The organism is Alteromonas sp. AMM-1 (assembly GCF_047290655.1).
Lineage (GTDB): Bacteria > Pseudomonadota > Gammaproteobacteria > Enterobacterales > Alteromonadaceae > Alteromonas > Alteromonas mangrovi.
The window spans coordinates 71,631-95,247 of the sequence record NZ_JBLBUE010000002.1 but is presented as its reverse complement, the minus strand read 5'-3'; the positions used below and the strand labels follow the sequence as shown (position 1 = coordinate 95,247).

The following is a 23,617-nucleotide window of genomic DNA, read 5'->3' as shown; positions in this document are numbered from 1 at the left end:
CAGGTTCAGCCTGTGCTTTGTTTAATCTTAGTCTTCTCGTAACGCCTTCATTTCATTAAGTAATGCCTTGAGCTTTTTAATTTCACGGCCGTATACCATGGTGACATCAGCGCGGTAAATCCTTGCTCCTGCCACGCCCAAAATAAGTGAAATGAGCCCGATTGCAGCATAAACAGTAAACGACGGCATTCCGTTGCTATTAACCATGTCCAGTTGGGTTAGCACTGCTATTGCATTGTCAGAATAAGCATATCGCACAGTACAAATTGCAAAAAGTGCAGGGTAAAAAAAACGGTAAATTTGGGTGTACTGAGCAATGGCATTATCTAACCAGATATCAAATTCGTTAAGGTACTCAAAGCTAGATTGGTCCTTGCTAATCTTGCTTAATTTCTTTAGCTGTCCGTGTCCTGCCATTACTAGTCCAGTTAGCATTGCTGCTATTATTGCGCCGACAAATGGCGCGCCAACGTAAGCCACGGCACTGCCAATAACCATCGCAGCAAAGAGCACAGCCTTCTGATTTGCAGCAAACAGCGATTCAAATTTGTCTACCAGGTTTTTTGACTTCATCGCATACAGATTATTCACTTTTGGAGCAATCAGTGCCATATCGTCAATAAATCCGCTTTGCCAGATGTCTTCAATGGATTTGCGCATGTCCGGTCTCCAAATTATTTAATAGTTTGTTCAGGCGGTGTTTAATTCGCGATATACGAACACCAATGTTATTCGCTGTCAGCCCGAGTATTTCCGCGATGACTTGATTCGATTGTTGCTCCAGGTAAAGGAGAATTAGGGCCCTGTCGATTTCAGATAACTGGTGAATTGCTTTGTACAAGTATCCGACTGATTCATCCTGAGCGGATTGAATGTCACTCATTACTTGCTCTGGCAGAGGGTCAGACGTAAAGGTTAATGGCGAGTGTGTTTGCCTTTTTAAATACGTTAAACACACGTTGAGGGCGATTTTGTAAATCCAGGTTGTCCAGGCGCAATTGTGGTTGAAGCGCTCATGGCTGCGCCATATCTGCAGACACACTTCCTGATAATAGTCTTCGAAGTCTTCCTGATTATTGGTGTAAGCACGGCAGATCTTAATAATGATGCCGGCATAAGGCAGTATCTGCGTGGTGTAAAAATCGCTACCCATTTATTTCGTCATAGTGTTGTTTTGTTAGTTAGTGGCTGGAAAGCTAATTTATTACACTCTAGTGCCCTTTTTTTATTTTGAAAGACATAACCGGGGAGGGTAACTGGTAAATTGGCATTTCAGGTATACTATGCTTCTTTACCTTTGAAGTCCTGACTTTTGCACAACGCTATTCTTGCACTCCGCCAGCGCGAACTGGCTTTATCAACCAAACCCTTTGCTGCACGTGGTGGAAAGGTAAAACGCTGTCAGCGGTGTTTGCTGCCAGTGCCAGACTGTATGTGTGCTCATACCCCTGCGCCTATGGCTGACGCAGCGTTTTTGTTTTTAATGGCGAAAGGCGAATGCTACAAGCCTTCCAATACGGGACGTTTGATTGCAGATGTGGTGAAAACCAATTTCGCCTTTACCTGGCAACGCTTAGAGCCCCAGCAAGCATTACTGGACTTGCTCAACGATGCGCGTTACGCGCCTATTATTATTTTCCCACATGAATATGCAGAGCCAGCGCGATGCATTCACAATCTTGATAGCGTGCCAGACAGCCGCACACCATTATTTATTATGCTCGACGGCACCTGGCGCGAAGCGCGCCGAATGTTTCGCAAGAGTGAGTACTTGCAGCATTTGCCGGTATTGGGGGTGCGCCCGGTTGCACAGTCTGATTATTTGCTTCGGGAGGCTGCCCATGATTATCAGTTGTGTACTGCAGAAGTCGGTGTTGAAGTATTAAAACTGGCTGGAGATACCGCGTCTGCTGACGCGTTGACTCGCTATTTTAAGGTATTTCGGCGAAGTTATCTGAAGGGTAAACCGCATTTGACCGATAAAAATGAACAGGCAGAAAACGGTCTGATGTGACGCATTTTCCGCCTGGGGTCGAACGGTTGTATCTATTACAGTAAGCGATATTACTGCAAGCGACCCACCAGTACCGATTTAGCTGGCAAGGTTAAATCATTCAGCGAAGCGCTAAACGCAGCAGGTTTCACTACTTCTTTTTGTGAGAATGTGTTCTTTGCTGTTATAGCGTCGTGAGTCAGTAACTCACCGGTAAGCTTACTAAAGTTACCGTTACTCAAGTTAAGCTCAATACTTGCTTCATTCTCTGGATCAAGATTCACCAGCGCTAAATAAACATGACCATCTGTCCCCAATGCCAGTGATGCGGTTACTGCAGGTAATTGCTTATCGCCTTGTTGGTATGCACCGCTATCAATCGTAAATGGTATCGCAGTAGCGTTCTGGAACACTTTGTACATGCCAAATACGTGATAAGTTGGCGTAACCAGCATATCTGCGCCATCGGTGAGTACCATTGCCTGCAGTACGTTAACCATTTGCGCAATGTTAGTCATGTGTACGCGATCTGCGTACTGGTTAAACAGGTTAAAGTTAACCGCGGTAACAACGGCGTCGCGCAGGGTATTTTGCTGATATAAAAAGCCAGGCTCTCTACCAGGTTCTGGATCATACCAGGTACCCCATTCATCTACATAAAGGCCAATTTTGCCTTCCGGATCGTTTTTATCCAGCTTGGCAATGTTGGCTTTCAGGTAGTCGTTCATCCTATACGTACGTTCCAGCGTGGCAAACCAATCGTCATTATCAAACTCAGTAGCATGGCCTTTTTTCTGCCAGTCACTGTTGGGCAAGGTATAGAAGTGGTAACTGATCCCATCCATGTTTTGCTGAATATTTGCGCTCAGCACATCTGTCCACTGTGTGTCTTCAGTATGTCCGCCGCTGCCCACCAGTTTAGGCTTTTTACCACGAGGTGTTTTGATAAACGTCGCGTACTGTTTATACAAGTCTGTGTAGTATTCCGGGCTCATGTTGCCACCACAGCCCCAGCTTTCGTTGCCAATACCGAAGTAAGCGATGTCCCAGGGTTCTTCGCGACCGTTTTTACGTCGCTCATTAGCCAGAGTGGAGTTTTTATCGGAGGTCATGTATTCAACCCACTCCGCCATCTCTTGTACGCTGCCACTGCCCAGATTGCCGTTTATATACGCATCAGCGCCAAGTAGCTCGATGAAATCAAAGATTTCATGTGTGCCAACAGCGTTAGTTTCTTCCACGCCACCCCAGTGTGTATTTACCTTTACCGGGCGTTCGCTCTGTTTACCGATGCCGTCGCGCCAGTGGTATTCGTCGGCAAAGCAGCCGCCGGGCCAGCGCACCAGCGGGACTTTTATTGCTCTTAATGCATTGAGTACATCATTGCGAAACCCCTTGGTGTTGGGAATATCGGAGTCGGGTCCTACATAAATCCCTTCATAAATACCCCGGCCAAGGTGCTCGGCAAATTGCCCGTAGATGTCTTTGTGTAACAGCGGGCCTGTCTCTTTCAGGTTCGCAGTAAGGGTGATGTCGTGTTGTTCCGACACACAGCCGAACGACAAACCAACGCCAAATAACGTGGCTACCAGCAATTTGCTTTTCATAATGTAACTCCTTAAGGCTGAATACCTTCCGTTGTCATGACGACGCGTTTTAACGTGCCATCTTCGTTGTAATAAAGTGGGTCAATGGACACAGAACGACGGAACCGGCCACCACTGGGTTTGCCATCAATTGGTGGTACTGCACCTGTGTGATAGATGAAGTAATCCTTGCCTTTAAACTCAATGATCGACTGGTGGTTGGTTTCTGTGTTTCCGGCAATTTCGTTCAGGATCCCTTTGTATTCCCATGGGCCATGAATACTTTTGCTCATGGCATAGCAAATCTTTTCCGGGAATTCACAGGCGTAACTTAAATAGTAGTTATCGCCTTTTTTATGCACCCAGGACGCTTCGGTGTAATTGGGTAAATCAAGTGCCTTAATCTCACCGTCAAGCTCAATCATATTGTCTTTGAGCTTCACGTATTTAGGAACCAAATTACCAAAAAACATATAGGTATCACCATTTTCCTCAATGAAAATAGCGGGGTCGATATCGTCCCAATCGTTCGGGGTATGCTTGGTCATGTCATCGGTAACCAGTGCTTTTCCAATGGCATCTTTGAACGGGCCAGTAGGTGAATCTGAGGTTGCTACACCAATGGCAAAGCCTGGCTTGTCGTCTTTGTGGCGAACGGTGGTATAGAAGTAAAACGTACCGTCTTTTTCTACCATGTGCGCTGCCCAGGCATCGCCTTTAGCCCATGTAAAGTCGGTGGCTTTCATAATCGGGCCATGTGCTTCCCAGTTCACCATGTCGGTAGAGCTGAAAACCAGCCAGTCGTGCATTTGAAAGAACACATCGTTGTTAGGCGCTTCATCATGGCCGGTGTACAAGTAAACTGTGTCGTTGTGCACCAGGGCTGCTGGGTCGGCTGTGAATACGTCGGTAAATAGTGGGTTGTTGGCTTGGGCACCACATGCCAGTATGCTGGCGCCTAAAAATACAATTGATTTGCGAAACATCAAATTCATTCCTTGTTAAGCATGAGGCGCAAAAGCGCCTCTCTATCATTATGGGTTGGCAAACAGGTTATTGATTTCCGTGGCATCCAGCGCTTTGTCGAAGACTTTGAATTCATCAACTCTTCCCTCAAACAGCGGATCCCAATCAAAGTAATTGATACCGAAAAGGAAGTCTCCATCCTGACCTGAAAACAGATCTGGGAATCCGGTACCCGTGAACTTCTCCACGCCATCGATATAAACTGTAATTGTTCCTTCGTTAACGCTAAAGGCCAGGTGAGACCAGGTATCTAGAGGGATTTTTTCTTTTGTTGCACCGTCAAACCAAACACCATTGTTGTTACTCCACAGCAATGTGTTGTTATCCCAGCTAAGCGGGACGAAACTTAACCAACTGTCAGCATCGGTGCCAGCAAAGAACGAGGGAGTGTGTTGTGTTTCTGCGGTTGGATATACCCAATAAGATACTGTGTATTGATATCCGTTGATTAATTGCCCGGTGAATTTTAACCCACCATTACCATTGAGCAGTAAAGCCTGGTTGTTCACACCGCTTACGTATTCACTAGAGCCTGTTTCATCGGTGTAAACTGCACCAGTTGCTATTGCATTCGTAAATACATTGTTTTGATCGGCAAGGGTATTGTCAAAAGAATAGTGCGCTAACAATCCACTGCCTGAATCCGCACGCACAGTTACCGTGAAACTTTTCGTCTCAGTTACGGAGTCCAGCGTTACCGAGACCGTAAGCGTTACGGAAGCATCTCCATTTGCCGATGATGGCCTTGTAACAGTTCCATCTGTAGCTATGTAATTGGGGTGAGAGGAAGTCCAGGTTAATGTTGCTCCTAATAGTCCCTCGGTAGGGAGTGCGAGGTTTGAGGTCACTACGTCTGCAAATGTAAGGCTGGATATAATAGCATCTACCGCTTCTTCGTAATCAACCACTGGCATGCGTGTTCCCCACACGGCGTAGCCGTTGCCTGACACAAGGGAGAATACCGGTACCAACTTAGATTCTTGCTGATGCCATTGCCACATGGCTTTTCCTGAATACGTTGCATTGGTAGACTGAATAGTTAATGTATTGTCTTCTAATGTATAACTTCCCTCAATTGCACCAGACACATTCCCTTTGTTGTCTAACGTGACATACTCTGCTTCTTTTACTGTGCGATTGATGTCTTTTCCGTGATTAATTACCTGATAAATGCCAAGAATATCCTCTTCATCAACGATATTCTCACCAACAATAGGTGCATATCGGTGTGGAGCAACTAACGGCCATCCATCATCGCTAAACAACAATTCATGAACACGAACTTCATGTAGCTCGCCTCGGTTAGGGAAACGAGTATGGAAAAACAATAAGTACTTCCCAAGTGTTTCATCATACATTGCCGAACCGTGACCCGGTGCCATATAGGCATAATCAGTGCCCGATAATCCCAGCTCAGAGGCAAACTTAAATCCTCCGATGATCTTATTTCCATAGGGAGCGATATTGTCCCAACTTCCGCTGGCATCAATAATGTCCTGTCCGGTGGAATCTGTGAATGGACCATTGGGGTTACGCGAGCGGGCAACCCGCATGTTGTAACCGTCGTTTTGAGCGAAACCGCCGTAAGACGTAAATAAGTAATAATAGTCATGCTTGGCGTTGTAGAGCATGAATGGCCCTTCTATCGCTGAATAAAATCCCCCAGTGAGCTTGGTGCCATAGCTATTGCTATTCAATGGTAGTCCTGTTGAAGGATTTAATTCCATAACCCAAATGCCGCCTGAGTATGAGCCATACACCATCCATAGACGGCCTTCTTTGTCAAAGAACACATCAGGATCGATGGCATTGGGGTGGACATTACCATTGTAGCTTTCGCCATTTACACCTGGCCCATCTTCTGTTCTGTGTCCGCTCTTTAGAATTAGCTGAATATTTTCATATGGCCCAGTGATGCTATCAGCGCGAGCGACACCTAAATACGAACGAGAAATACAGTTGCCGTCAGGATCTTCAGCACAATGGTCGTAATAGAAATAGTATTTCCCATCTTCGAGTTGTACGACATCAGCTGCCCAAGAGCCAACCCAGTCATCAGTCCAGGCTATGCCTTCTGCTGCTTGTTGTGCGTAAGTATTAAATAGCGGGTTTGTATCGGTTACGCCATCAGCAACTCGGCTCCAGCGTATTAGATCTGTAGTTTTGGCTGAGGATAAATGAGAGCCAAAAACATAGTACTCGCCTTCAGATGTTTTAATTACAGAAGGGTCGTGTACCGAAATATTCTGAAAAATAGGTGTTGTACTTACAGTTGGATTAGCTATCGGACCCTCACCACCTGTTCCCCCGCCAGTTGAAGGTGGATTTGTTGTACCACCTCCAGGATTCGAAGGTGTGGTTGGGGTAGAGGTACTTCCACCGGAGCCACCGCCACAAGCACTAACAAGGCTGGCGAGTAATAGCGCCAGCGCAGAATACCTAATTTTCATAGTGATACCTACTAAAATACTATTGTAATACATAATTATTATTAAGCAGAATATCACAGATAAATTCTATGTAAACACCATGTAAATTGGTCATTTTGTTAAATATAAGAAATTGTTGCTAAAAAACATAAAAGTCACAAAGATACCTCCTAAATGATTCTCGCGAATGGTGGGAATGTGTTTTTATTATGTATTAAGCTTATGTTAATAAAGGATATTTGTATGTTATTTGCTTGCTCTGTATAAACAGGTATGAAGGTATCGACAGACTTGGATCCAGATCAAAAAGTTCAATTTGTTTAACATTTGGAAGTTGACAGTCTAATAGTCATACAATAATATGATAGCGAATAACAAAAAATTAACAGTTAGCACAACATCAAAACATAGCCGGAATTGCACACTCGCACCCGGTATCGGAGTAAGCAACCCAGGTAATTAACCTGGGTTATTTTAAACTGGGAGAAGACTCTTATGTTCAAGCGAACGCACGTTGCCACCGCCATTGTATTGGCCATGTCGTGGCAGGCATCATACGCTCAGGACGCTAATTCAAATGAACAGCCTGTTGAAATAATTGAAGTATCAGGTGTTCGTGGTAGCTTGAATAAAGCCATCAACATCAAACGTCAGGAAAAGCAGATTGTTGATTCAATTGTTGCTGTTGATATTGGTAAGTTTCCTGATAATAACGTTGTCGAAGCCTTACAACGTGTAACCGGTGTTCAGGTTACAGATCGCGGTGCAGGTGAAGTTAACACTGTTACTATCCGTGGTTTATCAGACGTAACCACAACGGTAAACGGCCGTAATATTTTCACTTCATCTGGTCGGGCTGTAGCGCTAGCTGACATTCCCGCAGCGTTATTAGAAAGTGTTAACGTTTATAAAACCCGCTCTGCCTCTCAAATTGGCAGTGGTATCGCCGGTCAAATTGACGTAAATACACAACGTCCGTTCAATTTTGATGGTGCTGCTGTGGTGTTAGCAGGTCGTTTGATTAATCAGAATCAGGCAGACAAAACCGATCCTCAATTAAGTGCTTTATTTTCGAATCGCTGGGAATTAGATGGCGGTGCAGAAATTGGTGCTTTATTAAATGTGGCATACACACGCACTAATTACCGGGACCAAACCTTGACCGCCGGTGCTATGGTGCCATTTATGACCGAATCTCCGGCTGCTGGCTTTACGCCACTTCAGCGCATATTTCCTGACCAGTGTGCTGGTGGATGCTGGGAGCCGGGTACCGAAGAAGGTCTACCATTTGCGGCAGGTTCTACCCTTGATATTAATGGTGTAGACACACCTTATTATCTGGCTCGTGATGCTGTATTTGGTTTCGACAATACCGGCGAACGTGAACGCCCAGCAGTTAACTTGTCTGTGCAGTTTGCACCAAATGCTTCATCAGAATATACCTTTGAAGCATTCTATAATGGTTACCGTACATCCAACTTCAATACATTGAATTTTTACTTCGTGGATTGGTGGGGTAGTGTTGACGCGAATGACCCAATTGAAGTGATTGATGGTACAAATATTATTCAATCTCGCTATATCAATAATGCCTTTAACTTCAATTCTGGTGATTATTTTGAAGCCAGTACCGACAGCTATTTGTTTGCACTGGGCGGAAAATGGTTCATCAGCGATGAATTAAAGTTGGAGTCTGAGATTTATTATCAGAAATCTGAGTACGAAAGTGACTTCTTTGCCCTGCGTAATACAACTGTTCATCCTCGCTTGTATCACCACATTAATCCAACTGGAAACGGTGTGCCTGCGGTAGAAGTAATTGGAACCGACCCAGCTGATGCGAGTATTTATACTGTCGCAGAAGGCTATGATAATGGCTCTGCATCAGAAGGTGACGCGTTAACCTTTACATTTGATGGTGAATATACGCTTAACAGCGATATATTCGAGAACGTGAAGTTTGGTTTGTTCCTGGATAAGAGAACGGCAACTGAAGGTAACCGCGATATTAATGGTTTCCTGGGTGCCGCTATGTCTGATTTCGACGAATCTTACTACCGTACTAACAGTGGATTCTTTGATGGGCGTGCAACCTTCCCTGATTCGTGGGTTGTTATGGACGCACAAAAAGCGTTTGGCGAGCGCGATGTATGGCGTGATCGTTACGGCTTTACCGGCAACGCATTATTGAATATGTTCTACAACTTCGATATCGAAGAAACTACGTTGTCTTTGTATGTTGAAAGTGAATTCTCTTCAACTATTGCGGGTCGCAAGTTAGATGGTGAGATTGGTTTACGCTACGAATCAGCTGAAGCTGATATGCAGTTCTTCGATCGAGCTTTGGATCCTAGTTCAGCCAAACGTGACGACAGTTCTTTATTGCCTAGTTTAGTTGCTCGTTATCACTTAACCGATGATCTGGTTGCCCGTTTTGCTTATACACAGACTATTAGACGTCCGGCTTTCAGTGCACTTAACTCTTATGTGCAGTACTTCCCTGACGTAACGGACATTGGCTATGGAACTGCCTCGAGTGGTAACCCAGACCTGAAGCCTGTTGAATCTACTAACCTGGATTTCTCTCTGGAGTACTATTTCGGTGAAGGTAATACGGTTTATGCAACGTATTTCAATCGCGATATTGAAGGTTTGTCTTACGATTCTGTGCGTTCAATCACTGCGCAAGGTCCATTGGATGATGCGCCTGGTACATATATCCTGAGTCAGCCAGGTAATACATCGAATGCTACGCTTAACGGCCTGGAACTTGGCTTGGTTTACTTCCCGGAAGGTTTGCCAGGAATTCTGGATGGTTTAGGAATTCAAGCAAGCTATACCGCACTTGATTCTGAGCAGGATATTCCAATCTTTGACCGTACCACCGGTGATTTAGATTATTATATCAAGCAGCCTGTTTTTGGTGTGTCTGACAGTTCATATTCAGCGGTACTGATTTATGACAATGATGACTTCGATATGCGTTTGTCATATGTGTGGCGTGAGGACTTCCTGCGTCGTTATGAGGCCCGCTTGTTTGCGAACCCATTACCGATTTATCAGGAGCCAGAAAAATCATTGGATCTACAGTTAACGTATGATGTTACTGACACGTTAACCGTTACTTTCGATGCGACTAACATCACTGAAGAAATTTTCTCTGAGTACTATCAGTATCAGGATACACACAATTTCTACAACGGATTATACAGTCGTACATTTGCTCTTGGCGTACGTTACAAAATGTAATGTAATAATCTGAAATACGAAGCCCGGCTTGCCGGGCTTTTTCTATTTTAACTGGCTTAAAAATCAGCGGCCGGACGAGTATTTGAGACAAAGTACTTGTTATTTTAAAAGTATGATAATAGTATATTTGTTATTAACATTTGGTTTGCAAATGTCGTTAACACGGGGCTAATGTTCAGGCTCGGTATCCATTCATAATGACCTGCTTTGGCAGGTATTCAGTCGGAAGCGCGGTATGGTTTCGCAGAAGTTAACACGGTTAGAAAAAGTCGGATTTGGCGCCGGGGATATGGCAGTCAATGTGGTGATCTCCTCAATGATGTTGATCATCACCTTCTTTTACACAGATATATTCGGACTCAAGCCATCTGACATGGCTTTAATGTTCCTGTTAGTTCGCATCCTCGATGCTATCAGTGACCCACTGATGGGTATGGTGACCGACCGCTACACCAGCCGATGGGGGCGCTATCGTCCTTATTTCCTGTTCTTGTCGGTGCCGTTTGGTATTTCCGTCTTTCTGACATTCAGTACCCCTGACGTCGACTACAACGCCAAGCTTGTGTGGGCGTATTCTACTTATATTTTCGTTACGCTGATGTTTACTGCGGTAACCATTCCTTACATATCACTGATTGGTGTTATGACCGCTGATCCGAAAGAAAAGCTGTCGGCCAACGGCTATCGTTTGTTCTTTGCCAAGGTGGCAGCGTTTCTGGTAACCATTATTGTGCCCTGGATGGCGGGTGCAGATATGTGGGACGGTGACCGCGCCGCAGGCTATCAGGCTGCAATGGGGCTGATGGCAGTGCTCGCAGTGGTGATGTTCATGTTTTGCTTCTTTGCAACCACCGAGCGCCTTGAGCACGAAGTGGAAGACAAACCACTTAAAGAGCAATTGTCGCTGCTGTTTAAAAACGATCAGTGGCTGATTCTATGTGGCGTGTGTGTACTAGGCACCATCGGTTATGTTGTGCGCGGCTCGGTAGCCCTGTACTACGCAAAATATTACCTGGGCGGCGATTCAGGCATGCAGTCATTGTTCTTATCTACCGGCGTGGGTGCTGCCATTCTTGCCATGATTGCCTCTACCTGGATCACCAAACGTTACTGCAAGGTAAAACTGTTCCGCTTTAGTCAAATGGCAGTAGGCCTGCTATCTGTCGTCATGTATTTTGCGGTTGGCCCGGACGATCTGGTACTGGCGTTTGTGTTGTTCTTCCTCATTAGCTTTGTAGTGGATTTGCACGCCCCAATTTTCTGGTCTGCCATTGCTGAAGTGGTTGACTATGGTGAAAGCAAAGAAGGTAAGCGCGTGGCCGGTTTGGCATTCGGCGGTATCTCATTCTGCCAGAAGGCTGGTATGGGTGTAGCGGGTGCATTGGTTGGCTGGTTACTGGCGTATTTCGAATACACGCCAGGTACAGAACAAAGTGAATTCACCCTTACCGGCATAGTACTGATGCTCACAGTAATTTCAGGCTTCTTCCATTATCTGGTGGGCTGGTTGATGAACCGCTATGTGATAACCGACGTCGAATACGCAAAGCTTGCCAAAGTGGTTGCAGAAAACCGTGCCGCGAATGCTAAATCTGAAACGACAGCAAGCGACACCGTGCCTTCTACCTCTAACATGACACGTGGAGTTCAGTCATGATGAATACCAATGAGCCGTTGATCCCTCAACGCGCAGACCCGTTTATTTTCAAGCACACTGATGGTTTTTATTACTTTACTGCGTCAGTCCCTGCCTACGATGGAATTGAATTACGCCGTGCAGAAACAATCGAAGGCCTGGCGCAAGCGCCGACGCGTATGGTTTGGACTAAGCCCGACACCGGCCCCTACAGTGAGCTTATCTGGGCACCCGAGATCCATTTCAATGAAGGCGCGTGGTATGTGTATTTCGCCGCCGCCCCGAGCCGCGAAATCAAGGATGATCTGTTCCAGCACCGGATGTACGCCATCAAGTGTGACGACGCCAACCCGGTAGACGGCGAATGGGAATTCTGTGGTCAGATTGAAACGCCATGGGATACCTTCTGTCTTGACGCCACCACCTTCTATCACAACGACGAGTTGTACTATTGCTGGGCGCAGAAAGAGCCGGGTATCCGCGGCAACTCAAATCTGTATCTGGCGAAGATGGAAACCCCAACCAAAATTACCGGTGATATCGCACGATTAACTGTGCCTGAGTTGCCATGGGAAATCATTGGTTTTTGGGTGAACGAAGGGCCAAACGTCATTAAGCGTAACGGCAAGATCTTCATGACCTATTCCGCCAGCGCTACCGACGAAAACTACGCTATGGGTTTGTTGTACGCCGACCTGGACAGCGATCTTATGGACCCTGCCAGCTGGACTAAGTCGCAGGAGCCTGTGTTCCTGACAAACGAGCCTAAAGAAATGTTCGGTCCGGGCCACAACAGCTTCACCGTTGATCAGGATGGCAATGACGTGCTGGTGTATCACTGCCGTCAGTACACTGAAATCGAAGGCGACCCACTGTGGAACCCAGACCGCCACACGTTTGTGAAGCACCTGAAGTGGGACGAAAACGGTATGCCGGTTTTCGGAAAGCCCGGCCAGCCATAAACACACAACAATAAGCAAAACGCTATGATGAATCCTGTCTTTAAAAAATGGTGTCTGGCGTTTTGCGCCAGCGCTCTGCTGCCGACACTGTCGGCATGTAGTGCTGATAGCGCTAATCCTCAGGCGCAAGTCTCTGCTGAGCAGGCAAGCTCAGTTGCTGCCCTCCATACTATGCCAGTTGGCAAATTATTTGACTTGTCTCAGGTACGCATTACCGACGGACCTTTTGCCCATGCAATGCACACCAATGTCAGCTATTTGCTCGCCATGGAGCCAGACCGGTTGCTTGCGCCCTATTTACGCGAAGCGGGGCTTGCGCCCAAAGAAGATTCCTACGGCAATTGGGAAAACTCAGGATTGGACGGCCACATTGGCGGTCACTATTTAAGTGCATTGAGTCTGGCATATGCTTCAACGGGTGATGAAGCCTTGTTACAGCGTTTGCAATATATGCTGAATGAACTGCACCGCGCCCAACAAGCAACGGGCGGGTATCTCGGCGGTATTCCAAACAGTCAGGCTATGTGGGCGCAAATTAAAGCCGGCGAAATCAAAGCGGATTTGTTCAGTCTGAACGACCGTTGGGTGCCGCTATACAATATTGACAAGATTTTTCACGGATTGCGCGATGCTTATGAGATAGCGCATCAGCCTTTGGCAAAAGCTATGTTAAGTTCGTTGGGCGAATGGATACTCGACACCACCGCTAATCTTACCGATGACCAATTCCAGCAGATGCTGTACTCAGAGCACGGCGGGCTCAATGAAGTGTTTGCCGATATGGCCGCTATTTTCAACGACCCGCGTTATCTGAAGCTGGCACAACAGTTCACTCACCAGAAAATCATTCAACCTTTGATTGCGGGTCAGGATCAGTTGACTGGTTTACACGCCAACACACAAATTCCGAAAATCATCGGCGCCCTGCGTGTCGCTGAGCTGAACGATGACGCCGCGTGGGAAAAAGCAGCGACGTTCTTCTGGGATACCGTGAGTCAGCATCGCAGCGTGAGTATGGGTGGCAACAGCGTGCGAGAGCATTTCCACGATGACAAAGACTTCACCCCTATGGTGGAAGACATCGAAGGGCCGGAAACCTGTAACACCTATAACATGATGAAGCTCAGCAAAATGCTGTTTCTTCGCACGGGTGATGCCCGCTATCTGGACTTTTACGAACGCGCCACGTACAACCATATTCTATCCAGCCAGCACCCGCAGCACGGTGGACTGGTGTACTTTACGTCCATGCGTCCCGGTCATTACCGCATGTATTCTTCGGTACATGATTCTATGTGGTGTTGTGTTGGCTCAGGTATTGAAAACCATAGTAAATATGGAGAGTTAGCGTTTACTCACTCAGATGGTTCCTTATGGGTAAACCTGTTTATGCCAGCCTCATTACACTGGCAGGAAACCGGCGTTACCGTTACTCAGCGAACGGCTTTTCCCGACAATAACGCGGTGATTTTAACGGTGAATACCGAACTCGATGACACGCCATTTACGTTGAATCTGCGTCAACCCGGCTGGTCTCAGGGCGAGTTAGTAATTAGTGTTAACGGCAAGCCAATAAGTGCCGCGCTCACAAACGGTTACTGGCAGGTAACGCGAGACTGGAACACCGGTGACACAGTAACCTTCAAATTAAGCCCAATGCTTACTACTGAGCAATTACCGGATGGTCAGGACTACTATTCTGTGATGTACGGGCCGGTGGTCATGGCGACACCTGTTACGGCATTTGAAAATGAAACGCTGAACTTTGTGGCTGACGACAGCCGTATGGGTCACATTGCCGCTGGACCGGTATGCCCGCCTGAAGCGTTGCCTATTATGCTGGGTGAGCCAGAGGCATTCTTGCAACATCTACAACGCCCCGATCCTACGTCGCTGTCTTTTGTGGCCAGTGGTAATGTGGCTATTGCGAACCCGGTTGACGAAAATGCCGTTACGCGTCTTATTCCCTTCTTCCGTTTGCACGATGCCCGTTATCAGGTGTACTGGCCGCAAATGCAGGAAACCGCGTTCGATGATTACGTAAAAAGTGCTAATGCAAAAGCGGCTGAACTGGCCGCACTAAAAGCCATGACAGTAGATGCCATTACGCCTGGAGAGCAACAGCCAGAAGTTGAGCATGACTTCCGCGGCGAGCAGACGCGTGCAGGGGTGAATAACGGCATGCACTGGCGCGACGCCACTGGCTTCTTTGAATACCGCTTAAGCAATAAAGTGCTTGAGGCTGGCGTATTGCGAATTACTTACTTTAAAGGTGACGTAGGCAGACAGTTCTCGGTTTCACTGAACAACGAGCTATTAGCAGACGTATCGCTACCGGTTGGTGAGCCTGAGACGGATTTTTACACGGTGGATTACCCTTTAAGTCCGGCTATGCGCAAGGCAAACGTGCTTACACTGCGCTTTAGTGCTGCCTCTGGCTCTGTTGCTGGTGGTATTTATGGGATACGCTTGCTGAAAGATCCAAACTAAATAAAGCAATTTAACAGTAATGGCAAAACAAAAGAAACAAGCAAAAGGCTCCCGGGGCAGTAACCGCAATCTGACCCAGGATGTGCTAGCTAAATACCGTCAACGCCCCGATACCACCGAAACCGCATCGGGGCTGATTTACCGCATTATCGACGATGCACAAGGTGAACAGCCTGGTCCGCATCATCGGGTTAGGGTGCATCAGCGCATCATGCTGGGCGACGGTTCGGTTATCGACGACACCTACAAGAAGGGCTTACCCGAAGACTTTGCGATTAGCGAAGCTATTGAAGGGTTACAGGAAGCCTTGCCGATGATGTCAGTTGGCGCGCGCTATGAGTTCGTGATCCCGCCAGAACTGGCCTGGGGAAAGCGGGGTAACAGTGGCGCGATTGGGCCGAACGCAGTGATGATTGTCGACGTGCGGTTGGTCGATATTGAGTAATTCTAAAAACTGATTAGCTTGATTGATATATATCGATATAGTTAATTAATGAGTGTTGTTAGGATACTTCCATCAAATAAATGGTTTTTAATTTATAAAACCAATTGGAGGAAGTATCATGACAAAACGTTGCCCATTAACTACCAGTTCAGGTGCGCCAGTTGCGCACGACAATCAAAGCCGCACAGCCGGTGCCCGTGGCCCGGTGACGTTCGACAATCATTACCTGTTTGAAAAGCTGGCTCACTTTAACCGTGAACGTATTCCAGAGCGTGTTGTGCATGCTCGAGGGAGTGCCGCGTACGGTACTTTCACGCTAACTAAAAGTCTGAGTGATTACACTATTGCTGATTTCCTGCAAACCGAAGGTCAGCAAACGCCGGTATTTTTGCGCTTTTCTACCGTCGGCGGTGGTCAGGACTCCAGCGACTACGCTCGCGACCCTCGTGGCTTTGCGGTGAAGTTTTATACCCAGCAAGGTAACTGGGACATGGTGGGCAACAACACGCCGGTGTTCTTCCTGCGGGATGGCATTAAATTCCCTGACTTCATTCACTCGCAAAAGAAAAATCCGCGTACCAACCTGCCGGATCCACAGGCCGTGTATGAGTTTTGGGCGAACAACCCACAGTCGCTACATCAGGCCACTATTCTGATGTCGGACCGCGGCATTCCTGCCTCGTATCGCCACGTTAACGGTTATAGCTCACACACATTGAGCTTCTGGAACGATAACGGCGAACGTTACTGGGTTAAATGGCACTTTAAAACCAACCAGGGCATTCAAACTCTGACCAACGAAGAAGCGGCCACTAAGCCCGCCTTCGGTGCGCAGCAGGATCTGGTGGAAAGCATTGATAAAGGTGACTTCCCGAGCTGGACGGTGAAGGTGCAAATCATGACCGAAGCACAGGCGCAGGATTACTACATTAACCCGTTTGACGTCACCAAAGTGTGGCCGCACAGCGACTTCCCGCTGATTGAAATTGGCCAGCTTGAACTGAATCGCAACGTGGATAATTTCTTTGCGGAAAACGAACAGGCAGCATTTGCACCGAGCAATTTGGTACCGGGAATTGGCGCGTCGCCAGACCGTATGTTGCAAGCCCGGTTGATTGCTTATCAGGATGCGCAGCGTTACCGCATGGGCGCGAACTATAACCAAATTCCGGTGAATGCGCCGCGTTGTCCGGTACATCACTACCAGCGAGATGGCGCGTTTGCAGGAATTAATCCTGCGGTTGCAGGCAGCGGGGCTAACTTCTATCCGAATGACCGTGCTGAGCAGGGCGCCCCCGCAGAAGTGCCGGACGTAGCTGAGCCACCGATGCCGCTTGAGCAGGATGCCTGGTTGGGTATTCACGACAACCGTGATGACGACAACTTCTCACAAGCGGGTGATTTGTTCAGGTTGATGAGCCCGTGTCAGAAAGGACAGCTGGTTCACAATATCGCAGCAGGGTTACACCAGTGTACCGACGATGTGCAGCAGCGTATGCTGGCCCAGTACGAACAGGCAGATCCGCAGTATGCGGCTATGGTGAAGCAGGCCATTGCGACTTATCAAAAATAGAAGACGCTTTATTCGGGCCTGTTAATCGTCGATGTATTAGTTTTATATAGAAACTAATACATGTCCTAACCGGCCCGACGACGTGTTTTCACGAGAAGCTATCTTTTTTGAAGATGAAGTGGCTTCTTTGGTGTAGTATTGAGCTAATATCGAATCAATACTGCATCATATTGGGGCGGCGATGGCAACCAGACAAAGTATCAGTTTAAGCGAGCCTAATGCAGAATGGCTAAAATCTCAGGTTGAAAGCCAGGAATATGCGAGTCATAGCGAAGTGATCAACGACTTAATTCGTCAGCGTCGTAAACAAGACGAAGAAGCATTAACCCGCACTCGCCTTTTGCTTATTCAAGCCGAAAATCGCCTGGCGTCCGAAGGTTATAGCACTTTATCGGTTGAAGACATAAAAAAGGCGGTGTTAGCAAAGAAAGGTTAACGTATGCCTCGCTATCAACTAACTCCGGATGCGGCGGAAGATATTGAGCGATTATTCTTGTTCGGTATTGAACGTTTTGGGGTAAAACAAGCCACAAAATATCTTGATGGATTTCAATTGCGTTTACTGCTATTGCTGAATCTCCACAAACATATCCAATGGTTGAGCACATTCGAACTGGATATCGGCGGAGTGTGTATGGAGTACACGCTATTTACTTCCGCGCCATCGATATGGAAGCGGTCGAAATAACGCGTGTTATTGGGCGCGAGCATTTGGACGCCCTGTAATATAAAAGGTTTCTTGCTCGGCTTCAGCTTGCAAGTATTTTCAAATAACCAGCGAGCCAAAACAGCCCTTTACGGGCTGTTTGTTTATGGGGTTATGATATTTACGCCTGCTTCAGTGATTCAATAATGCGGCGGGCCCGGTTTGCACCCACATCCACGTGAATATCAATCATTTTCTTGCCGTTAAAGCGCTTCATATTTTCATACTGGGCTTCAATCACTACCTTGTCTTCATCAAAGGTAAAGGCCGTTTGGTCGAACACCTTTTTCATGGTGTCTTCCACGTTTTGAGTGGGGTTACTGGCCATGGTCCACAGGTAAAAACAGCTTTCGTCGGTTTCAGGCGTTAGCCCGTGAAAACCGCGCATATGAAAGCCGCCACGGTCCGGTGAATCAACCGGTTCGCTGCCTTGTTCCACCGCTCCTGTCCAGATTTCCAGATGTGAGGGGTGAAACACGATCTCCTGCCAGCGGTCTATCTTGCCACTAAACGGGTAAGCGGCGCTGTAAGTCGGTGGTGGCGTTGAATTCAGCATGTGACGCACTACTTTTACGCTGTTGCCATCCTGTGTTACATCCATTTGAGCATTCATGTGAATACTGGCGTTACCGCCAATGGTTTTAAGGTGCACGTAACCTAAATGGCTCAGATCCAATAAATTGTCATGGACTAACTGATAGGGCGCGTTGTAGTGGAATACATCACCGCTGTAATGATAAGCGGGATTATTGTGAACCGGGTAGTGTGGTGGTTCACAAGTGGGTTCACTGTTTACGTCGCTGCCAAACCAAATCCAAATCAAGGCATCTTGTTCTTTTACCGAATAGCGCTGTACTCTCGCTCGCGAAGGAATTTTGTCCTGGCCGGGTATTTCGATGACTTTACCGTCGCCGTTAAACAACAAACCATGGTAACCACAGCGTACGCCATTGTCTTCCAGTGTGCCTGCAGACAAGGGCAAGAAACGGTGACAGCAGCGATCTTCTAACGCGTTTACCGCACCGTCGGCAGTGCGAAATAACACCACGGGCTCATTTAACAGCGTTCGGCCCAGTGGCTTGTTGGTCAATTCACTGCTTAAGGCCGCCACATACCACATATCCAGCGGGAAGTTGTGGCGTGTGTCTGCTGTGCTTTCTGTCGGGATTGGCGGCGCTTCTGATGGGGAGAATTGTTGTACGGTCATGGGAAATATCTCGGGTGTAGGGTTATAGATCCAGTGTCAGCGATGCCGAAACAGCGCGTGAACAACAGGGGGTAAACTGGTTATGTTGCGACTTTTCCTGTTCGGTGAGATAACCATCGCGATGGTCAACTTCACCTTCCAGAACGTTCAGTAAACAGGTGCCACAAACGCCCTGTTCACAACTGGCATCTACTTCAACGCCAGCGTCATCCAGTGCTTCGAGTGCGGTTTGACTTGCTTTTACCTGTATGGTGAGTCCCGAGCGTTTCAGGAATAGTTCGAACGCTTTGTCGCTTCTGGTATCCACTTTTTCCAGCCCAAAGCGCTCTTGATGTATTGCGTTTGCAGGCCAATTCAGCGTATTTGCGATACTCAGTACTGCGTCCATAAAACTGTTTGGACCACAGGTATATAACCCGCTTTGCGCCCCATATTCACCGATGTTCTGTGTCAACCACGCTTTTACTTGTTCGCGGTTGTCTGGCTGAAGTATCCGCACGCGATCGGCAAAAATTCCATGTTGCAATTCAGTGTCAAACGCAACGCGCTGACCGGGCTTGCTGACATACAGCAAGGTAAACTCCTTACCTTGTTCTGCCAAAGCATGTGCCATCGACATGATGGGGGTGATGCCAATTCCCCCCGCTACTAACACTGTTTTGGTGTCTTCCGGGTTAAGGGCAAACAGGTTTCTGGGCGCGGAGATTTGAACACGCTGACCAGGCTGAAAAGAAGCGTGGATTGCCGCAGAGCCACCGCGAGAATTCGGGTCGCGAAGAACGGCAACACTGTAAGCATAGCGATTAGAGGGAGAGCTACACAGGGAATACTGGCGTGTGATGGCATCGCTAATACGAATATCAATATGGGCACCCGCTTCAAAAGCAGGCAAAGGCCGGTTAGCCTGATCTGTGAAGGTAAGCTTGACCACCGATTCTGATAACGGCGTGATCGCCTGAAGAATAACATCGAGCATAGAGACATCTTGGTTTAACTAATCATTAACATTATTAAATGGCAATATGGTTGATATGTCAACTATATTGAAGCTACTCAATGTTTATGATTGTCGCTAAGATAGGTGTTTTAATTTCCAGATACTCTTAATGTCTGAACAAAACCTAAATAAAAACAAACAGCTGGATTTAGAACGTTACGTACCGGCACTGATCACCTACCTGGCCAATAAATTATCCAGCGGGGCTTCTCAACACTATCGCAGTGAATTTGGTGTGGGTGTGGTTGAATGGCGGGTAATGGCGTTACTAGCGGTAGAGCCTGCCATTACGGCAAATAGAGTGTGCAAGGTTATTGGACTCGATAAAGCCGCCGTGAGCCGGGCGATTAAAAGCCTGGATAGTGCTGCGCTGATTACCTTGGAAAAAAGCGACAAAGATGCCCGTCAAATTCTGATCAATTTGTCTGCAGAGGGGCGTGAAAAACATGACGCCATTCTTCATGTTGCACTCGCCAGAGAGGCTAGACTTCTCGAAGTGCTTTCAGCAGAGGAGCGCGAGCAACTCATTGTTATGCTACAAAAGCTGAATGAGCAAATTCCCAAAGTAAATGCCTGATATTATTGCGCATTAGGTTGAATTAGCCGGCGCCTTGCAACACTGAGCGCATTCGTTCGCAAACTGGCCAGTAATGGACTCTCAGTTTGCCAGTAATGCCAATAAAGGGGCGTGTCGAGTGTGTAGTGAGGCGCTAAATCCACCATGTCACCACGCGCAATGCCATCGCCAATCTGTAATTCCGGCAATAATCCATAGCCTAAACCAGCAACCACCGATTGCCTGAATCCTTCTGAAGAGGGGCATAGGTGAATGCGTTTTGGCGTAGCTTTAACTATATCGGTTAAGAATTCATGCTGAAGTTTGTCGTGTTCATCGAACACTAAACAGGGGGCGTCAGCTAAATCTGCTACCGATTGAATGCCATGGGCTGCTACAAACGCCGGACTCGCTACTGCGCGATATCGCAACGCGCCCAAGTAGCTTACCAAGCCACCATTTACAGGCTCAGCAGTAGAGGCAATACACACCATCACTTCGCCGGATTTCATGCGATTCAGGACGACGGTTTGATCCTGCAGCACGATCTCAAATTGTAAGCGTGTGTTAACTTCGTTGTTGGTGGTCACCAGCGCTTCGGGTAACCAGGTTGCAATGGAGTCTGAGTTGGCCGCAAGCCTTACAATTAAGGGCTTTTGAGGGTCACTATTGTACTGTAGCGCGTTGATACCTAGCCCATATTCCAATTGCAACACCTGTTGAAGGTGATTCAGTAGCCGGGTGCCGGTAGCAGTGGGTTTGGGAGGTTGTTGTCGCAACAATACGGGTTCACCTAATTGTAACTCCAACTGCTGAATACGGCGACTTACCGCAGATTGGGTAATAAACAATTTGCGGGCGGCACGTTCAAATCCGCCTTCGTTAATCACTGCCGAAAGCGCGTGCAGCTGTGCGTAATCAATCATGAGTTTTGTGCATGTATAAAGATTATTATTCATTAGATTAATAACACACGGTACGTAAAATGCAAACCAAATTACGACGGAGTGGGCTATGTCTTTTCTTGCAGGTGTGTTGTTGGGGTTGAGTTTAATAGTGGCAATTGGCGCGCAAAATATCTGGGTGCTGAGTCAGTGTATGGCGGGCGCAAATCGCGTCGCGATAGCGCTTACTTGCATGCTGTGCGATGCAGCCTTGATCATTATTGGTGTATTTGCGGCTAATCGTCTAACCGAAGTGGCTCCGGCGCTATTGCCCTGGCTTACCGCTGGTGGTGTGGCGATGTTGCTGTATCTGGCATGGCAGGCTGGCTATCGGGCACTTAAAAGCAAATCAGGTTTGCGTACTGAGCAGGTAAAACCGCAGCATTGGTTTCGAACTGTGTTGGCTGCCTTGGCAATAAGTTTATTAAATCCGCATGTTTACCTGGATACCGTTGTATTGTTGGGCTCAATTGGCGCGCAGCAAAGTCAACCTGCTATGTTTGCGGTGGGCGCTTGTACTGCTTCGCTTCTGTGGTTTGGATCGCTAACTGCTTTCTCTCCAAAATTGAAAACGTTATTGAGTTCGCCACTGCGTTGGCGGGTGTTTGATGGTGCGATTGCTGTGATTCTTACCGGTATGGCGGTGAAGCTGTGCTTTGTTTGATATCAGAATTTGCATTACTCAGGTAGCAGGGACTTGTTTAGCTAATACCTACAGGCAGCGTACTAACCTATTTTCTGATTCCGGTTATTTATGTGTTGGCTGATGGTAAATAACTTGTTAATAATGTTGGGCGGCAATGTTGTACATTGTTTTATGCTTGTTCAGTTAACTACCAGGAGGGACAGAAAGATGAGGAGTCAAAAAGTAAAAGTAAGGCACTGTTTGATAGGGTTAACAGCAGTATCCGTACTGCTTAGTACTCAACTGCAAGCCAGTAATCAGGAAGACAGTCAGGCAGCGAATACCGAGGAGGAAGTTGAGAACATTACGGTTACCGGCAGGGCCGGAGATGCAGCGATGCAAGCCTTTAACGCAGGCGAATTTGCTTTAGCCGAAATGAAATTTAAGGAAAATGAGCAGTGCGCACTCAGGGTGGAACGAAACCGACAAGCATTTATTGAAGGCGTTCGGGAATCTCAAATTAGCCAGGAGGTAAATGGTGGTGGTGTGAACACCGGTAGCTCCATGACCGATTCAAATGCTGCCAGAGTTGAAGGCAATTCCTCAATGAACGCAATTGCGGCGAAAACGCAGAAAAATGAAGACAAAGTTCGTGAAAACACCTGTGAAAATCGCGCCTTTCAAATTTACATGACAGGCATGTCGCAGTTGCAACTCGGTCGCGCAGAAGACGCAGAAAGCAGCTTTGAGCGCGCAGTGGCATTAAGCCAAATCCAATACGATGCCCACTATCGATTAGCCTTAATGAAGCTGTTACGTCAGGATAAAGAGGGCGCAGCCGATCACCTGGATGCCATAAACACTATTTTAAAACGCTGCTACGACTGCGAAGCCCGCGACGAGATCGTAAGAATTTCTGACTTTCTTCAAAAGGCCGTTGACGGAAAAATAAAGCTGAACTAAGAAAAAGTTATTTTACCATCATATAGTTAGGATAACGATGTCATGGAAAAATACTTTGTGCTGTAAGCGAAAATTTGCTTGAAAAATAACCTTGAAAAGAATATGGTAAAAAAATGTATATAAATTGTTACAAATTGTTGGCACTTTAATACATATTTTTTGCTTCACGGTTGTAAACGCTTACAGCTTTTTTTTGTAACCGCTTTGAAAGCGCTTACATTTGAAGTAAA

The 23,617-nt window shown here is 47.0% G+C and carries 20 protein-coding genes; 12 read left to right on the top strand and 8 right to left on the bottom strand.

The genetic code is table 11. From position 1 onward, the window contains the following. Positions 1–27: 27 nt before the first annotated feature. Together ACLR2L_RS00995 and ACLR2L_RS00990 are read right to left on the bottom strand one after the other, a co-directional pair. A complete protein-coding gene (locus ACLR2L_RS00995) occupies positions 28–660 on the bottom strand; it encodes a hypothetical protein (protein ID WP_413364918.1) in 633 nt (210 codons plus the stop codon). Continuing rightward, a complete protein-coding gene (locus ACLR2L_RS00990; RefSeq protein WP_413364915.1) occupies positions 644–1,153 on the bottom strand; it encodes an RNA polymerase sigma factor in 510 nt (169 codons plus the stop codon). Before ACLR2L_RS00990 ends, ACLR2L_RS00995 begins: the two co-directional genes overlap by 17 nt. A 159-nt stretch (positions 1,154–1,312) precedes the next feature. Between ACLR2L_RS00990 and ACLR2L_RS00985 the strand changes: the two genes are divergently transcribed. Then, positions 1,313–2,014 carry a tRNA-uridine aminocarboxypropyltransferase gene (locus ACLR2L_RS00985; protein WP_413364912.1) on the top strand — a complete coding sequence of 234 codons (702 nt, stop codon included), beginning with the start codon at positions 1,313–1,315 and terminating at the stop codon, positions 2,012–2,014. A gap of 50 nt (positions 2,015–2,064) precedes the next feature. Here the strand turns inward: ACLR2L_RS00985 and ACLR2L_RS00980 are convergent, their stop codons facing one another. From ACLR2L_RS00980 to ACLR2L_RS00970, 3 genes are read right to left on the bottom strand one after another with little or no spacing between them, the layout of a single operon-like run. Continuing rightward, positions 2,065–3,600 (bottom strand): alpha-N-arabinofuranosidase, encoded by a 1,536-nt coding sequence (locus ACLR2L_RS00980; protein ID WP_413364910.1) that lies wholly within the window; start codon positions 3,598–3,600, stop codon positions 2,065–2,067. Between the two features lie 11 nt (positions 3,601–3,611). Beyond that, positions 3,612–4,565: a glycoside hydrolase family 43 protein gene (locus ACLR2L_RS00975; protein WP_413364908.1), complete on the bottom strand. Its 954-nt coding sequence runs from the start codon at positions 4,563–4,565 to the stop codon at positions 3,612–3,614. A 48-nt stretch (positions 4,566–4,613) separates the two neighbouring features. Beyond that, a complete protein-coding gene (locus ACLR2L_RS00970; protein WP_413364905.1) occupies positions 4,614–7,055 on the bottom strand; it encodes a family 43 glycosylhydrolase in 2,442 nt (813 codons plus the stop codon). Between the two features lie 474 nt (positions 7,056–7,529). On the opposite strand from ACLR2L_RS00970, the gene ACLR2L_RS00965 reads away from it, so the two are divergent. The 8 genes from ACLR2L_RS00965 (at position 7,530) to ACLR2L_RS00930 (ending at position 18,077) form a co-directional block, all read left to right on the top strand. Then, positions 7,530–10,283, top strand: coding sequence for a TonB-dependent receptor (locus tag ACLR2L_RS00965; protein ID WP_413364902.1), 2,754 nt, complete (start codon positions 7,530–7,532; stop codon positions 10,281–10,283). A 235-nt stretch (positions 10,284–10,518) separates the two neighbouring features. Next, complete coding sequence (locus tag ACLR2L_RS00960; protein WP_413364900.1) at positions 10,519–11,940, top strand: MFS transporter; 1,422 nt, start codon at positions 10,519–10,521, stop codon at positions 11,938–11,940. Further along, positions 11,940–12,881, top strand: a complete 942-nt coding sequence (locus tag ACLR2L_RS00955) for a glycoside hydrolase family 43 protein (protein ID WP_413364948.1) — start codon at positions 11,940–11,942, stop codon at positions 12,879–12,881. Before ACLR2L_RS00960 ends, ACLR2L_RS00955 begins: the two co-directional genes overlap by 1 nt. Positions 12,882–12,905: 24 nt before the next feature. Continuing rightward, a complete protein-coding gene (locus tag ACLR2L_RS00950) occupies positions 12,906–15,371 on the top strand; it encodes a beta-L-arabinofuranosidase domain-containing protein (RefSeq protein ID WP_413364898.1) in 2,466 nt (821 codons plus the stop codon). Between the two features lie 19 nt (positions 15,372–15,390). Then, on the top strand, positions 15,391–15,816 hold the full coding sequence (locus ACLR2L_RS00945) for an FKBP-type peptidyl-prolyl cis-trans isomerase (protein ID WP_413364896.1): 426 nt from the start codon (positions 15,391–15,393) through the stop codon (positions 15,814–15,816). 118 nt (positions 15,817–15,934) lie between these two features. Continuing rightward, the gene (locus tag ACLR2L_RS00940; protein ID WP_413364894.1) at positions 15,935–17,389 is read left to right on the top strand and encodes a catalase; all 1,455 of its coding nucleotides are present in this window, start codon (positions 15,935–15,937) and stop codon (positions 17,387–17,389) included. A gap of 181 nt (positions 17,390–17,570) precedes the next feature. Next, positions 17,571–17,825 (top strand): type II toxin-antitoxin system ParD family antitoxin, encoded by a 255-nt coding sequence (locus ACLR2L_RS00935; RefSeq protein ID WP_413364892.1) that lies wholly within the window; start codon positions 17,571–17,573, stop codon positions 17,823–17,825. Positions 17,826–17,828: 3 nt separating this feature from the next. Continuing rightward, complete coding sequence (locus tag ACLR2L_RS00930) at positions 17,829–18,077, top strand: hypothetical protein (RefSeq protein WP_413364890.1); 249 nt, start codon at positions 17,829–17,831, stop codon at positions 18,075–18,077. Between the two features lie 139 nt (positions 18,078–18,216). Here ACLR2L_RS00930 and ACLR2L_RS00925 read toward each other — a convergent pair whose 3' ends face one another. Both ACLR2L_RS00925 and ACLR2L_RS00920 read right to left on the bottom strand, forming a co-directional pair. Further along, the gene (locus ACLR2L_RS00925) at positions 18,217–19,302 is read right to left on the bottom strand and encodes a Rieske 2Fe-2S domain-containing protein (protein ID WP_413364888.1); all 1,086 of its coding nucleotides are present in this window, start codon (positions 19,300–19,302) and stop codon (positions 18,217–18,219) included. Between the two features lie 22 nt (positions 19,303–19,324). Next, positions 19,325–20,278, bottom strand: coding sequence for a PDR/VanB family oxidoreductase (locus ACLR2L_RS00920; RefSeq protein ID WP_413364886.1), 954 nt, complete (start codon positions 20,276–20,278; stop codon positions 19,325–19,327). Between the two features lie 130 nt (positions 20,279–20,408). Between ACLR2L_RS00920 and ACLR2L_RS00915 the strand changes: the two genes are divergently transcribed. Beyond that, positions 20,409–20,876, top strand: a complete 468-nt coding sequence (locus ACLR2L_RS00915; protein WP_413364884.1) for a MarR family winged helix-turn-helix transcriptional regulator — start codon at positions 20,409–20,411, stop codon at positions 20,874–20,876. A 2-nt stretch (positions 20,877–20,878) separates the two neighbouring features. Here ACLR2L_RS00915 and ACLR2L_RS00910 read toward each other — a convergent pair whose 3' ends face one another. After that, a complete protein-coding gene (locus tag ACLR2L_RS00910; protein ID WP_413364882.1) occupies positions 20,879–21,781 on the bottom strand; it encodes a LysR family transcriptional regulator ArgP in 903 nt (300 codons plus the stop codon). Positions 21,782–21,869: 88 nt separating this feature from the next. On the opposite strand from ACLR2L_RS00910, the gene ACLR2L_RS00905 reads away from it, so the two are divergent. Next, a complete protein-coding gene (locus tag ACLR2L_RS00905; RefSeq protein ID WP_140958688.1) occupies positions 21,870–22,463 on the top strand; it encodes a LysE/ArgO family amino acid transporter in 594 nt (197 codons plus the stop codon). Between the two features lie 189 nt (positions 22,464–22,652). Next, positions 22,653–23,387, top strand: coding sequence for a hypothetical protein (locus tag ACLR2L_RS00900; RefSeq protein ID WP_413364879.1), 735 nt, complete (start codon positions 22,653–22,655; stop codon positions 23,385–23,387). Positions 23,388–23,617: the final 230 nt, after the last annotated feature.